Origin of the sequence: Cerasicoccus frondis, from assembly GCA_031296915.1 — a bacterium.
Taxonomy (GTDB): Bacteria; Verrucomicrobiota; Verrucomicrobiia; order Opitutales; family Cerasicoccaceae; genus Cerasicoccus; species Cerasicoccus frondis.
The window spans coordinates 127,836-142,470 of the sequence record JAVDPC010000008.1; the positions used below are offsets into that span (position 1 = coordinate 127,836).

A 14,635-nucleotide genomic window follows, 5' to 3' on the forward strand; every position below is an offset into this window, starting at 1 on the left:
CGCGATGATCAACCATTTGAGCGCCGCGCTACTGCCGTTACCTGCGTGCTTTATTGCTTGAGCAATCGCGTTTGTTGAAGCCTGGGAATTGGGCGAAGTATTCTACCGAAAATCGATGTTTACGGCACGGCAGGCAGAATGGACTTCCTTGCCGGGAAGACCATTTAGCATCAGCCGTCGTTTTTTTTCGATACCTGTCCTCCAGCCACTATTATGTCTCAGCATTCGCGCCCGAACATTTTATACATCATTACTGATCAGCAGCGCTATGATACGATCGCTGCTTTAGGCAATGAGCGGATTTACACGCCGAACATGGATCGCCTGGTGAGGCGTGGGGTTTCGTTCTCGAATGCATACTCGACTTGCCCGGTATGCGTCGCAGCCCGCTACACTGTGCGCACTGGTTGTGAACCTCCTAGGACTCGGGTTTTCACGAATGGTGTAATGCCTCCCGCTCCTGGACAAGAGGAAACCATGGCTGCCCGATGCGGCCCCTACTTAGCTGAAACAATGCGAGAGCATGGCTACCGCACTTTCGGCATTGGTAAATTTCATACCTCTCCTTGGGATGAAGAACTTGGCTATGAATGTCATTTGTATAGCGAAGAAATGTATCATGCTCCGGAGAAGCGCAGGGGGGATCATTATGCTGCTTGGATTGCGGAGCAGCATCCGCAATTTGATTTTATCGAGATGCTGATGGGGGAGCGAACCGAGATGTATTACATGCCCCAGATGAGTCCGCTTCCCGCTGAGATCGGGGTAGAGGCATGGGCGAGTGATCGTGCCGTTGAGCAAATATTGGCAGAAGATGATCGTCCCTATTTCGGCTTTCTATCGTTTATCGGGCCGCATCCTCCATTGGCGCCGCCACTGCCTTTTAATCGAATGTATAATCCTGACTCGATGCCCACGCCCATCAAGGGAGATTTATCGACCGACCATATGGATGAGCAGATTCCATGGATGAATTATGCGGTGTATGCGGAGAATATCACCGACGAGCATGCCAGAATACTTTATTCGCGCTATTACGGAGAGATCTCCTACATCGATCAATGTTTGGGTAAGGTGCTTGATGCTGTCGAGCAAACGGGACAGGCGGAAAATACTTTGATCTGCTTTGTGTCAGACCACGGGGACCATATGGGTGATCACCACGCGTGGCAGAAAGAAAGCTTTTTTGAATCGTCGTGTCGCATACCATTTTTACTCAGTTGGCCAAAGCACATTGAGGCCGGAATCGTGCGTGATGACTTGGTTTGTTTGACCGATCTTTTTGCAATCGCGACCTCCGCTGCCGGACATGGTGACGTGCGCGATGGCATCGATGTTCTCGGTATGCTTGATGCGAAATCTCCAGCGCGTGATCAACTTATCGGCTGCCATGGGGAGCCGGGAACCAATGAGTTTAAGGCAATGCTGCGCTTCGAGAACTGGAAGTACATTTATTTGTGCAATGGGGGACTGGAGCAGCTATTCGACTTGCAGAATGACCCGCACGAACTGACAAATTTGGCTGCCACCGAGGCGGAGATTGCTTCGCAGTTGAAAGACAGACTCACTAAAGCCTTGCTGGAATTTGGCCCGATTGAAGCCGTGTCAGATGGGAGTCTGAAATGCCTGCCATACCGCAAGCGACCATTGCAGCGCATTTTACAATTCGATGGTTCGCGTGGGGTAACTGGGTTCCCAGTGAAACCCTCAGATGTAATCTTGAAAGAGTGATCGCTTTCGTTCAACTGCCGAGCCATGGATTGAGGCATGGCTGCTCGCACTATGCCTTACTGACTACTCTATACTTTCGAGCTCGACTCGGATGAAGGATGGCTCGCTCTCCGCCGGGAGGGGCGTCTTAAACTCCAGGCGTTTTCGATCAGTTCCATTGTCACTTTCGCTAACAAATGCAGAGCCATAGTTTATGCCTAATTCGTGTCTGCCGATTTCGTGCCATTCGGATAGGTCGGTGGACTCTTTAACAGTGTAGCGAAGGTCGCCGATCAATGAGTTTCGATTGAACTCGATGTATAAAAATGGCGTTCCATCATCGTATTGAATTCGGCTGAAAATTAATCCACTTACGTCCGGGGACAGCGGGGATTGACCGAAGCCCCGCTCCATGAAATTCGTGATGCCGTCATGGTCTGGGTCTTCTATTGGAAGCGCGTCGTCTCCCTCGAGATTGTAGAGCTTTGTCCAGGCATTGTAAGGCGTGAGAACGTCCACATATACGAGTGCGGAGGAAGTGTCCGTGCCATCGGTGATGGTATAGCCGAAGCTATCTACACCGGTAAATCCAAGGTTGGGTTCGTATTGGATCTTTCCGTCAGATAGCTCTGCGCTTCCATTTGCAGGATCGTTGATCACGCTAATTGTCAATGGCGTCGGACCCTCGTCAGGATCGCTATCATTGAGCAGCGCATCAATGATGACCACGGAGTCAATCGCCACCCAGACAGAATCATCAACAGCGATGGGTGCTAGGTTAGTGGGGGCAGCGCTGTACTCAATAAGCTCCAGAACGTTGATGAATGCTTCGCCTGAATCGTCTGTGGCAGCTATCGATAGTGCGATGTGGCCGGACGTGTCGGGAGTGATGTTTTCAAAGCTTATGGTTTGCGTCGTGTTGTCGGTAGCATCAAGCGTGAGTGTCGTTGAGCCAATCGTGTATATGCCAACGCTGTCGTTGGCAGAGTCAAATGCTGCCGAGGCAAATATCTTTATCGAATAAGTCTTATTGGGGTCGAGATCTTCGAAGCGGAACTCTCCTCGGTTTGCATTGTTCACGTTGTAGGAATCCGTGGTGGCTTCGTCGGGGTATAGTCCTGTGCCGGATGGGCCTTCGGTGTTGCGACCTTTAAACGCGTTCGTAAATACCAAGTCTATGTCTGTTGGGGCTCCATTGGTGTCAATTGCGTTCAGAACTTCATCTCCTAAGCCCGCATAGCGGACCAAGTTCCAGTGGCCTGATGGCAGGCTCTGAGTGCCAAAGTCATAAAGGATTGTTCTCGGCGGAAGCTCGGTAACCACTGACAACGTTATCGTATCCGTTGTCGTTAATTCGCCGTCGGTAGCGCTTAGTTCTAAAACGTATGTACCTTCATCGGTGAAGTTGACGGATGTAATGGCGGAGTTGGCATTTCCGAACGATGCCGTTCCGGGTCCACTGAGCTGGCTCCACGTCAGGATGGGGAACGTGTTTCCAGGAGAAACACCATCATCGCTGACGATGCCGCTCAAAGTTGCTCCAGCTGTTAGTAAGACCGCAGCTTGATCTTCTCCGGCATCTACGATTGGAGCTTGGTTAATGATCGCCTCGATCAGTATTTGTTGCTCAGAAACGTTATTCGCCGCATCTAATGCAGTTACCGTAATAATGTTCAGTCCCTCTTGGAGTGGCAGATCGGGATACGCCCATGATTCAGATATGGCAATGTTATCGTTGCCGCCGCGGCTATTTTGCCAGGTCAGGCTGGTGACGGCGGTGTTGTCGCTCACAGTGCCCGCGAGCTGAATCGAGTTTCCGTACGAAAGGTAGATGGGATCTGCTATTGGCTGGGAAATATTCAGAGCTGGTTGAGTCGCGTCCCCGCCTGGGGCGACACTATTAATGTATAGATACGCGTTTGCTGTAGTCGTTCCATTGCCTGGCGCAACGTAGTTCTCGATCTCGGCTTCAACATATATTTCATTGGAGCGACCTTCCCGCAGAGGCGAAATGGTCACATCCCAACTTGTCGTTCCATTGATTGTTGGAGTGACGTCGTTCCAAAATTGCGCATTGCGGTAGGAAACAGATATCGTGTTCTCTGCGGCTTCTCCAGTGATGGCGTAACTATCGGCGTTTGTAGAGACATGGCGTGACGCGGGTGAGTTCACTTGCACGTAGGGGCCGATATTGGCGACCGGTGGTTGGCCTCTGCGTTGGGCCATCATCCAAGGAACCAGCGGGGTGGCGGGGTTGTATGCGCGACTCCAGGCTCCACTGTGTCCACCGGTTTCGTAGCGGGTGTATATTGGCTTGCCGCCGAGATCGCGCATGTTCCCCACGATATTGTCGGAGCCACTGACTAGCACTGTGTTGTCGTTTGCGCAGTGAAAAGCCCATAGTGGTATGTGCTCGATGCCCGCAGCGCTGCTCGCACCAAGCCAACCGCAGTTTTCATTCGCCGCGGCGTATCGCTCTGGATAGTTTAACAACTGACTCATCACGCCGTTACCGCCCATCGAAAGCCCGGTTAGGTAAATTCGGTTGGGATCAATATGGTAATTCGCAATGAGCTCATCCAAAATTCCCTGAACTTGTGCTGGCTTGGTTCCTGTGCGCCAGTCACCTCCGTAGGCTTGAGGCGCCACCCAGAAGCACGGGTAATCTGTCTGATTGTCCGGGTTGGCGCTGGAGATGAATATCATGGCGCCGTTTGCGTTGTTGCTTAATTGCTTCTGGTTGTTTGTTCCTTTTTCTCCAGCACCATGCAGGAACAAGACAAGGGGATAGAGCGTTTCGGTGTCTTCCGCATCATAGTTCTTCGGTATGAAATAGCGATAGTGCATGGGCGTCGGGTTCCCTTGCTCGTCGACACTGCCATCATCAAAGCTGCCGGATGGAAAGTTGGTTGAATTCGCCGCCGGATAGGTAACACCGAATGAACTCTGCGCGAACGCGAATGATATGGCGCAAGCCACCGCGAATTTAATCGCTACGCGAAATCCTGCTTTGTTTGGTGGGGCGTATTGAGGGATTGGTTTCATGGAGCAACTCTTGTTCTGGCCCAGGTGATTCGATCATAGACTTGGTTCGCCTTGGCATTAGTTGAAAGGCTGGTACTTACTCACTCCAGGTGCGGTGAGCAAATGGTGTGCGCACTCAAGCAGTTGAACGGAATCTTATGGGCTATATTGAATGGCGTTATCGCCAGCCTTCAGAGGATGCTTTTCTGAGTTCCAAGCAAACTGGCCTTCGCAATCGGAGGGGATCCAAATGGTTCCGTGGCAGCTGTTTCCTTGGAATTTTAGATTGAGCTTAATCTCTCCCTTGGGGTGTGGCATCTGGGCGCAGATATGAGGCAAATCGCCGGGTTGAGGCTTAATGTGAATGGTTTCAAAGCCTATGTTGCCGGGCCTGATCCCGGCTACGCCAGTGATCAGCCAAAACCAAGGGTGACTGCCCCAAGCATGGCAATCTGATCGGCTTGGTTCAGGACGCTCCCAAGGCGTTTTGGCTCCTGCCTCAAGCATGTCAAGCCACTCTGACAAACCGCTGAAGAAGAGGTCCGGACGCTTGTATCGGAAGGCTGCTTCGAAGAGGTAATGTCGAAAATAGACGCTCGTTTGGTGCAGCGAAGAGTCTGACGCGAGTGCGTTCAGCATGCCAGCGGCCTCATTATCAGAAACGATGCCGCACAATAGCGCCAGTGCTTGGCCATGCTGACTGAACGATTGCATGGATTCCTCATCAGCAATAAGGCTGCGTTGATCGCACCAGAATCGCTTGCGAATGGTTTCGCCTAGCTGCTTTGTATGCCCTTGCAATGCCTGTACGCGCCATTCATCGCCGACAGCTTTTTCGAGCTGACTCATGCTCTTGAGCGCCATGAGATAGAGTAGATTGATGACAGATGAGGGCTTGCCGTCGATCGCGCCTGGTGGGTATCCCGTATCCCAAGTCGAGCACCAGTCGACGAATTGCCAGCACGGAAGTTGGTTGAGCAATTGGTTATCATCTTCATAGGTTCGAAAATGATCCATGATCGCGCGTGCTCCGTTTAGTTTGGATCGTACGAAATTTACGTCCCCCCGCCATTTCAAGTGGTCGTGCAATAACAGTATCCAGATTAGGCTGAACGGTGGAATGATTTGATCCATTCGAGCGGGGTATCGGGATGCAGTCCAGAATCCATTTTGTCGAGATCGGGACCAATCAAACAGATCCAAACTTCGTTTTTGCAACCGGCTATCTTGGGTGGTTGCGTAGAGGCAAAGAGCTTGGATGCGAGTATCTCCTAAATACATCAATTGCTCATAGTATGGGCAGTCGACAAACGTTTCGTGGGCGCAGCTTTCCAGACCGCGTTGACATAGTTCAGATAGGTGGGCAAAGGGAAAGCCATTGCCTGAAATAGCAGCGTGGAAGGTGAGGGGGTATCCTGTTTCTAAAACATGCCAGTCTTCGAGGGTGAGGGCAGTATTGCCGGTCTTGATGCGCAGAAGCAGGAATCGTCCGGACCGCCACCAGTAATTCCGCCAACGGCAATTTTCTTTTCCATCCGCGATTACGGTATCTCCAAAGCCCTTGTAGTATTTACCCGCATAGGCGTTGCGTGTTCCTTTTCGTGGCTGTGTATCGCTGTTTTCTCCCCACTTTTCTTCGAACAATGATTCTGCCCACTCTACGGTTAGTCCGGAATCGCGACCCCCTGAAAACGCGAGTGCGGGATAGCCGCAGTAGTAATCTTCTAAGTCCCATAATACCGCAATGTGTTTGTGTGGTGGGATGGAGATCGCATGCTGCTTGGTCATTAGCTTCTGCCAGTCCTCAAGCTCGTGACTTCGGCAATGTTCGTGGGCGATGTGGATTACTTGTCCTGGCTTGGCAACGTCATCTAGAAGTGCACATATGCGACCTCCGCGCCTTGCAATGTTCTTTTGTAGTGGCAGGTTGGCAGGATGAAACTGCCGGGCTACCATGCGCATGCCATAGCGTGCGCACCAATCTCCGAGAGGGGCTTCTGAGATGATGGCCTCTGTGAGGTTAATGCTGTTTGAAGGTAGCGCTCTCATATCGAAAACCGATGCGCTACCAATGTAGTGCGCTCCAGGTAGACCACGATCCGTGGCAAACTCCATGCATTCGATAACTTCGACCGTCCAACACGCCTTACCCGTGTCTAGTTGCGGGGCATGTTTGCCTTCACACGCGAAAATGAAAGCTGGCTCGCGCGCAAGGTGGGCTAGGGGAGCATGTTCACCTAGACTCCATACCCACGCTTCGAATTCTACTCTGCCTTTGGGTAATGCTACTTCCAAGCTAGTAAAGCTCCAGTGCTGTAGATCGCCGGCATCTGGGCCGCGACAGATTAGTTCTCCGTTGATGCTCAGCTCATATCGTTGATCACCACTTACGTGGATGCGAATGACTTCTCCCTCGCTTTGGAATGTATGCCGAAATCTCAGCACTTCGGGCGCGGCGGTAATGGCTGACGAAGTTATCCAGCATGCTTGCTCAATGGGATATTGAATGTGGATGCCCGATGCATCGGTATTTTGAATCGGCAGGTATAGTGGGGTGACTTGGATATTGCTCATGGGATGTTCGGCTAATGTCTCGGTCGTAATTCATGGCATACGTGAAAAGCCGATCCGATAGAATACATTGTTTGTTCAAGCATTTAAGCGGGTGCGATTTTCGAGATATAGACCATGCAGTAGGCCTTCGCTGTGCGACCTGCTTGAGTCAATTGTTTGAGCATCGTGGCGGGTTGCGCGGAGAAGTTAGCTGATTGAATGGTATGCTGCTCACAGGAAATTATCCAGTCACTTAAGGGGCTTTCGCTGGTTTAACTTTTGTTTGCTTTTCGCTTATTTCAGTGAACTGTTATGGTGTGCGCCCAAGACGCTGTTACGTCGATTAGGAGAGAATCTATTCATGAAGCCCCAGACTACTGAACTTTCTTTTAACCCGGAACATCAGGCTAGTCGTCGACGCGAGCTTTATGGGCTGCTGGGGGATCTGCCACCTCGCAGTAGACAAGTTAGTGGAAAGCAAATTGCTGTTGAATCGACCAGTGCTTACACGCTGGAATCCCTGATCTTGGACTTGAATGGAGAGGAACTGGTCCCGGCATATTTTGCGTTGCCACGTGGTCATACTAGCCCTTGTCCAGTGGTGCTTTACAACCATGCGCATGGCGGAGATTATACGCTTGGGAAGGATGAGCTGCGCTGCTCAAGAAAGGAGCTTATGCCGAAGCCGTATCTCGATGATTTAATTGAGCATGGCTTTGCCGTGCTTTGTATTGATCATTGGTTGTTTGGCGAGCGAAGTGGGCGTGATGAGCTAGACTTCTGTAAAGAGATGCTGTGGCGGGGGCGTACTCCGTGGGGGATGATGGTGTATGATAGCATCAAGGCGCTGGATTATCTCGAAATGCGACCAGAAATTGATTCGAAACGGATTGGTGCTCTGGGCTTATCGATGGGAAGCACGATGACTTGGTGGCTCGCAGCTTTGGATGGGCGCATAAAGGCAGGAGCGGACCTGTGTTGTTTGACGGACTTCGATTCGTTGCTGGCTGAAGACGGTCTCTGTGAGCATAGCCTCTACTACTATGTGCCCGGATTACTAAAGCATTTTAGCACGGCAGATATCTGTGCGCTTGCCGCGCCGCGTGCGCGACTGGCATTAGCTGGAAGCTTCGATCCTTTAACTCCAGTGGCTGGTTTGAAGCGGATAGATGAGGCCTTATCAAAGCTTTATGCCAAAGCGAATTATCCTGATCACTGGCGTTTGGAGATATTCCCGCAAGGGCATCAGGAGTCTCAGGGGATGCGTGATGCGGCTATAGGTTTTCTATTGCGCTATTTGTAGAGTCCACTGCTGGCTCGGGTGAGACCATATCTAATATGGAATTTCTATCGTGACGCTTAATCCGCCGGCCCGTGCGTTCTCCAGCAACAGGCGACCGCCATGCAGGCGAACGACCCGTTCGACAATTGTCAGGCCAAGTCCGGCTCCGCGCTCGGTCCGTGAAACGTCTTCGCGTGCGAATGGCTTCGTCAACTCGGTCGGGATGGTCGATTGAATGCCTGGCCCACCGTCAGAAACAATGATTTGGACGTTGTCGGAATTGCGGCGAGTTTGTACGCGGACTGGGCTTTCGCCATAGCGAATCGCGTTATCAATGAGGTTATCTATCGCGCGTCGAATTGAATGCTTTCGAAAAATGAATGGCTCTAGTTGGCCCAAATTTACTTCAACGAGATGGCCCCGAGTGGCAAAGCGCTGAGTGCAATCTTCAACGAGGGCATTGAGGTCGTTTACCTCGGGCGTCTCTTCGCTGCCGTCACGAGCATAGTCAAGGAATTGCCCCAGTATGGCGTCGATATCGTCGATGTCTTGGATCATCGCAGGGTCGGTGTGACTGCCATCCAATTCCATTGCGATGCGAAGGCGGGTGAGTGGCGTCCGAAGGTCATGTGAAATACCCGCTAGCATAAGGCGGCGGTCCGCTTCGAGCTTCATCAAATCACGCGACATTTGATTGAAGCCTTCGCAGAGTGCGCGAACTTCCTCCGGCCCGCTCACATCCAGTATCTCAGGAGGCTCACCGTGGCCAATTTTTCTGGCAGCCTCTGTCAGGTAGCGCAGTTTTCTGGTCAGCTGAAATACAATTAGGTAGGCGCCACCGACAGCTAATGCTATTTTCAGCCATAAAAACCAGGCTTTTGCATTGGAGACAGTCTCAGTGGGGCTCAAGGGGAACTTGAGCCAATATAATTCATCGTTCGCCGGAAAACGCAGCCAGCTCGTGGCGCTATTCTTTTCGCGCAGTGAGAGCGCCAATGGTCCCAAGCGTTCCTGTAGACTTTGACTTAAATCACCCGGTAGGTCATCTGGTTCATGCGGAACTAATTCCGGTCGATCTACGGAGTCAGGAATGATTTCAATCACGCCGAAGTGCGGTAACTTAAGCAAGTGTGTGCTCGCGTTTGGGGTATCAGATGGTTGCGACAGGATGAGCGCCTGGGCCATTGCAACCATGTCAATGATGGGGCGTTCGAACGCGGGCTTGACTTGAGTTTCTATCAGGTAACCTGCCGTTGCATACCAGAGGGCCTGCACGATTAAAATAATTGCAACGAGGTAAATCGCCGTACGGCCAAGAAGGGTGTTCCAGACTGTCTTCATGATGCTAAGGAACTGTCTGGCACAAAGACATAACCAAAGCCCCAGACTGTTTGGATGTAGCGTGGTTTGGACGTGTCCTCTTCGATCAGTCGTCGCAAGCGAGAGATTTGTACATCCATGCTGCGATCATACACACCGTGTTCTTTCCCGCGTGAGAGGTCCATGAGCTTATCTCGTGAGAGCGGTATCTGGGGATGCTTTGCAAGGGCTTCCAGCACCGCAAACTCTCCAGTTGTCATCAGAAGGATTTCCCCAGACCGGCTGAGTTCTCGGGTGCTCAGGTTTAATTCGAATCCACCGAAACGAATAACCTTAGGCACAGGCGATGGCGCTCCGCATACTGGCATTGGTTGTCTGCGGCGAAGCACGGCATTGATGCGGGCGACTAATTCACGGGGACTGAATGGCTTCGATACGTAGTCGTCTGCGCCGATTTCTAACCCTACGACTCGGTCTATTTCATCTCCTTTCGCGGTGAGTATGATAATCGGCACATCCTCACCCCTTCCACGCAGTCGCCGACAAATTGAAAGGCCATCTTCGCCCGGTAGCATTAAGTCGAGGATCATCAATTTTATAGGATGTGCCGCCAGAGTTTCATCCAGACGTCGGCCATTGGCCAGAGTTAGGACTGAAAATCCCTGCTCCTTTAAATAACGCTCCAAGAGCGTTCTTGTCCGATCGTCATCTTCTACGAGGAGTATGTTATTGGGCGCCGCCATAATGATCTCTCAAAGACTATACTGAACGAGTCTGTTGAGTAGAGTCTGTAATTTGTAACAATATGTTTCCAATAGCAGCTTTGGAAACAATCTTTTGTACTCTTGGCAGCGACACTGGCATCGGAACATTGAATGAATGTGGGCACATGAACCACTCAATCATATCTAATACCCGTGGCGTGGCGTCGCATCCCATGGAACATTGCCTTATTTATGCCGGACTCGTTCTGAGTTTCGGTTTCCTTACACCGGAGGCAGCCGCTCAAGTAACACCTTATCAATCGGCCGAAAGCATGGTCGTCGTGGATGAGTCGGGTGATGCATATGAAGTGGTAGAGGAATCGACCAAATCCGAAAAATCATTTTCGGTAAGCGACATTGTCGCTTCGTATTCGTTTTCAAGCGATGCCGACGTCGAGAATGGCGGAAAGCTCGGCTCAGTTGAAGTGCAACACTTCGACGCCCAAATAGGAATTTCCCTTCCATCGCCAGAAAGCTGGCATTTTTCCACCGAACTTTATTATTCACGCGATGAACTCAAGCTCACTGGCACAGTTCCCTTACCCGACCACCTTCAGTCTCTGGGTTTTAATTTTATGGCAGTGAAAAATCTGAAGGAAGTATTTGGCGAAGGGTGGACAGCAGCGCTAATCCTGAACCCCAGCTTTTCATCGGACTCTGGGAATTTTTCGGGTGAGAGCTTTATCTTCTCGGCAGTTGCGACTATCGGGCAACAGGTGAACCCCGACCTTTCCTGGCAATTGGGCATTATGGCAGCAACGGAAGGGACCGACCTCGTGCTACCCGTGATTGCTGTTCGCTGGGAGTTCGTGCGCGACTGGAGTCTCTTGGTTGGATATCCCGTGACTGGTATTTCTTATGAGTTAACTGAAGACTTGAGCTTGACCGGCGGCGCGATTTTTCATGCCGGTGGAACTTACCACGTAACCGAAGCTCCAGTGCGAAATCTGAATGATACGTATCTGGAGTATCAAGAGATACGCGTGGGTCTGCGGGTGGATTACAAGGTATACCAAAACCTCTATTTGCAAGCCGACGGGGGCATGGCAATCGAAAGAAACTTCGATTATTACGACAGAGGCTATGAGCTGGATGGAGACTCTGCAGCATACGGTCGTATTAGCATTCGCTACAGTTTCTAACTTGGATATTGAGGTTCTCTTGAGGGCGAATCTGTTCAACCAGGAGAAGCTCGGTTAGACTGCTTCAAACTCTATAAACTGCTAGAATTCGAAGCTGGCGGTTATGTTTCCGAACCATTGGGGCGCGTCTTGGTGCTTAAATTCGCGGGATCGCAGTGTAATCAAATACTTTAGAGAAAAGTTGTTGTATGAAAGACCCGCGCCGCCATGAAACTCACCCACTAGATATTCTTTATCCACGCTGGGACTAGACTTAAACGTATTGCCGTCCAGGAACAGATTGCGGGCAATCGCACGGCCATCGAAGCCAAGTATTCCGTAGATGCTGAAACTGCCCGAAGCTGAGTCTTCATCACGCAGGGCTTCACCCAGGGAACGACCAGCGCCAATGCTTTCGATGGGGAGTGTGTCGGGTAAATTATAGCCAAATCGAAGCGTTCCAGTCGCATTTATATAATCGTATACCGTGCCGACTACGAGCCCTGGTCCTGTCGATAAATCCCAGTCAAAGTTTTCGCTAATCTTCCCATTCCAAAGCCAACGTTTCTGATAAGACAGAACAAAGGCCAGCTCGTTCGAAAGCTGAGAGTCCCAGCCCATTGGGTCTGTGGTCGCCAATAGATCATGAACCAGCTTTTGTGTTTCCTCAGCTTGGGATGCGGGGCCGACCATGCCGATGTTTAGCTGCAAGATATCGACCGTATCATCATTGTAACGCCCGATCCCAGCGCCTCCATAAAGCCAGCCCGCATAAGGGCGGTCATTCGGGTCGGGCGTAACGAGAGAGGTATTGGATGGAGTGAACATTGACTGGCCCATCAAAAAGCGTGCGCGGTAAACATCACCTTCCGATTCGCGCCCGGGGAAAAGCGATGTGATCAAGCTTACTCCTTTGGGCAGTTTGCCATTGGTTTTCAAGTCACCGCTGACCCAAGACAACTGAAGTCCATTCGTGTAGTCTCGATCAGTGCCTCCACCGAAGAAGTCATTCTCCCACTGAAGTGTTAGACTACCGTGCAGAAGTGGGTTTTGCTGCTGCGCGGAAGGAGGCTGGGTGCCGGCTAGGGTTGCCGTGCAAGTTAAGATATTCGCCAGCATCATCAGGCTATAAGTTCTCATCGCAATGTAGTTGCTCGTTTCATCAGGCATTTTCATTTGTTTGCCGCGATTGATTAGTCTCGTCCGTATATCTGAGTTTCGCCCTCTTGAAGCGTGATAAACTCGCCTTCAGGAATGCCCGCGCTAGTTATGACGGCCTCCAAGTCGAGTAGGGGTTGGTCGATGGATTCTCCAGAAAGTTGGAACGTTCCGAAATGCATTCCCACGCTTTGCTTTGCCCCGAGGTCGCGATGAGCAATCACGGCTTCATTTGGGTTCATGTGTATCGCCCGCATGAACCATTCAGGCTCATAGGACCCGATCCCAAGCAGCGCCAAATCTAGGGGGCCTAGACGACGATTGATCTCCTTGAAATGAGTGGAGTATCCCGTGTCGCCACCGAAGTATATTTTTCGCTCACCGGCGGTTATCATGTAACTTCCCCAGAGGGAATGTTGGCGATCGCATATGCCTCGATTCGATTGATGCTGTGCCGGGGTAAAGGTAACCACGAAGCCAGGTCTGATTTCAATCGCCTCCCACCAATCGAGTTCAACTATATCCGTGTAGCCTATTGATCGGACCAACTCATAGTCACCGATAGGAACAAAGATTTTCGGCGAAAATTTTTCATTGAGCTGCTTCAGCGTTTCCAGATCCAGGTGATCATAGTGGTTGTGACTTATTAGGATTATATCAATCTCGGGCAGATCATTTAAGCCAATGCCTGGATCTCTAACGCGTGCGGGCCCAGCCCAGCTAACCGGGCTTGCTCGTTTTGACCAAACCGGGTCGGTAAGAATGTTGATGCCACCGATTTGGATGAGGAAGGTCGCATGGTTTACAAAGGTTAATGCGATCTCTTGTTCACCCAGTTGCACTGGCAACTCAGGCTCCGACGTATTCTCAACCCACTTCGGCCACTCGGCGCGCTCATCCCCAATCATTCTAAATGCATCTCGAAACTTGGGAAGGGACGTTGCAGGCAGGTTTGGATTAAAAAATGTTTCTCCGTTGTAGTGGTCCGACGGAGCCAATTGATCTTTCCGTCCGCCGCTTCGATCTGAGCAGCAAGAAACAGCGCCTAGAAGTGTGAGTATTGTCACAGTTAAACGAAACGTTTTGGATTTAAATATCTTAGCCAGCACTTGGTTTTTAGCTTCAGGTTGTCGGTGAGTAAGGCGTCCTGCATGGCGTCGGCTTCATGCTCGTCGCAGTGGGGGCTTGTGTAGAAAGCTTCCTTTTTCAAACCCCCTGAGTACGGCCTGCGCTCAGACCAAGTAATCCTTCTGGTCCGACCAATTGATGTCGCTCGCTAGAGTGCAAAAGATTGTTTCTAATGTAGCTGGTAGAAACAATTCGTTACAAATCCCTGCAACTTACACCCGCTATACCTGTAGAACTATACCGGTGAGCGCCTGGGTTTTAGGCGCGTCAATGAAAACTCAGCCTTGGCTAATGCTGTATCGAGAGCGGCGACTCGGCCTCACCAATCATCGCAGGCAATCGCGTTCGTATGGTTTACGTGGCGGAATGAACGCGTTATGATTATTGGAAACTTAGATTGTTAGTATATGTCTGCTCACAGACTAGAAATCTAAGTGGGCTAAAGTTTGGTGCATGGTGAAACGACGGAACTGGTCGTTCATTGGTGCAGCCGAAATTCAATGTATGCACCTGGTGCATGGAGAGGAGGTTGATTGCTGGGATATGCTGCTATAACCGTATATTAAAAGCTGATG

9 protein-coding genes are annotated in these 14,635 nt (G+C 50.9%); 3 read left to right on the forward strand and 6 right to left on the reverse strand.

What is annotated here, in order from left to right:
* Nucleotides 1-213 precede the first annotated feature (213 nt).
* Nucleotides 214-1,731 carry a sulfatase family protein gene (locus tag RBB63_RS08755; protein WP_309383196.1) on the forward strand — a complete coding sequence of 506 codons (1,518 nt, stop codon included), beginning with the start codon at nt 214-216 and terminating at the stop codon, nt 1,729-1,731.
* Between the two features lie 63 nt (nt 1,732-1,794).
* Here the strand turns inward: RBB63_RS08755 and RBB63_RS08760 are convergent, their stop codons facing one another.
* Entirely contained in the window at nt 1,795-4,755 is a 2,961-nt protein-coding gene (locus RBB63_RS08760) for an Ig-like domain-containing protein (RefSeq protein ID WP_309383198.1), read from the reverse strand.
* Between the two features lie 135 nt (nt 4,756-4,890).
* Nucleotides 4,891-7,308, reverse strand: coding sequence for an alpha-L-rhamnosidase-related protein (locus RBB63_RS08765; RefSeq protein WP_309383200.1), 2,418 nt, complete (start codon nt 7,306-7,308; stop codon nt 4,891-4,893).
* Nucleotides 7,309-7,648: 340 nt separating this feature from the next.
* Between RBB63_RS08765 and RBB63_RS08770 the strand changes: the two genes are divergently transcribed.
* Nucleotides 7,649-8,590: a dienelactone hydrolase family protein gene (locus tag RBB63_RS08770; RefSeq protein WP_309383202.1), complete on the forward strand. Its 942-nt coding sequence runs from the start codon at nt 7,649-7,651 to the stop codon at nt 8,588-8,590.
* 30 nt (nt 8,591-8,620) lie between these two features.
* Here the strand turns inward: RBB63_RS08770 and RBB63_RS08775 are convergent, their stop codons facing one another.
* Together RBB63_RS08775 and ompR are read right to left on the reverse strand one after the other, a co-directional pair.
* Nucleotides 8,621-9,910: an ATP-binding protein gene (locus tag RBB63_RS08775; protein ID WP_309383204.1), complete on the reverse strand. Its 1,290-nt coding sequence runs from the start codon at nt 9,908-9,910 to the stop codon at nt 8,621-8,623.
* Nucleotides 9,907-10,632 (reverse strand): osmolarity response regulator transcription factor OmpR, encoded by a 726-nt coding sequence (gene ompR / locus RBB63_RS08780; RefSeq protein WP_309383206.1) that lies wholly within the window; start codon nt 10,630-10,632, stop codon nt 9,907-9,909. Before ompR ends, RBB63_RS08775 begins: the two co-directional genes overlap by 4 nt.
* A 146-nt stretch (nt 10,633-10,778) precedes the next feature.
* Here ompR and RBB63_RS08785 point away from each other — a divergent pair, with 146 nt between their 5' ends.
* A complete protein-coding gene (locus RBB63_RS08785) occupies nt 10,779-11,795 on the forward strand; it encodes a DUF6268 family outer membrane beta-barrel protein (protein WP_309383208.1) in 1,017 nt (338 codons plus the stop codon).
* 81 nt (nt 11,796-11,876) lie between these two features.
* Here the strand turns inward: RBB63_RS08785 and RBB63_RS08790 are convergent, their stop codons facing one another.
* A complete protein-coding gene (locus RBB63_RS08790) occupies nt 11,877-12,944 on the reverse strand; it encodes a lipid A deacylase LpxR family protein (protein ID WP_309383210.1) in 1,068 nt (355 codons plus the stop codon).
* Nucleotides 12,945-12,967: 23 nt separating this feature from the next.
* Nucleotides 12,968-14,041 (reverse strand): MBL fold metallo-hydrolase, encoded by a 1,074-nt coding sequence (locus RBB63_RS08795; protein WP_309383212.1) that lies wholly within the window; start codon nt 14,039-14,041, stop codon nt 12,968-12,970.
* Nucleotides 14,042-14,635 lie beyond the last annotated feature (594 nt).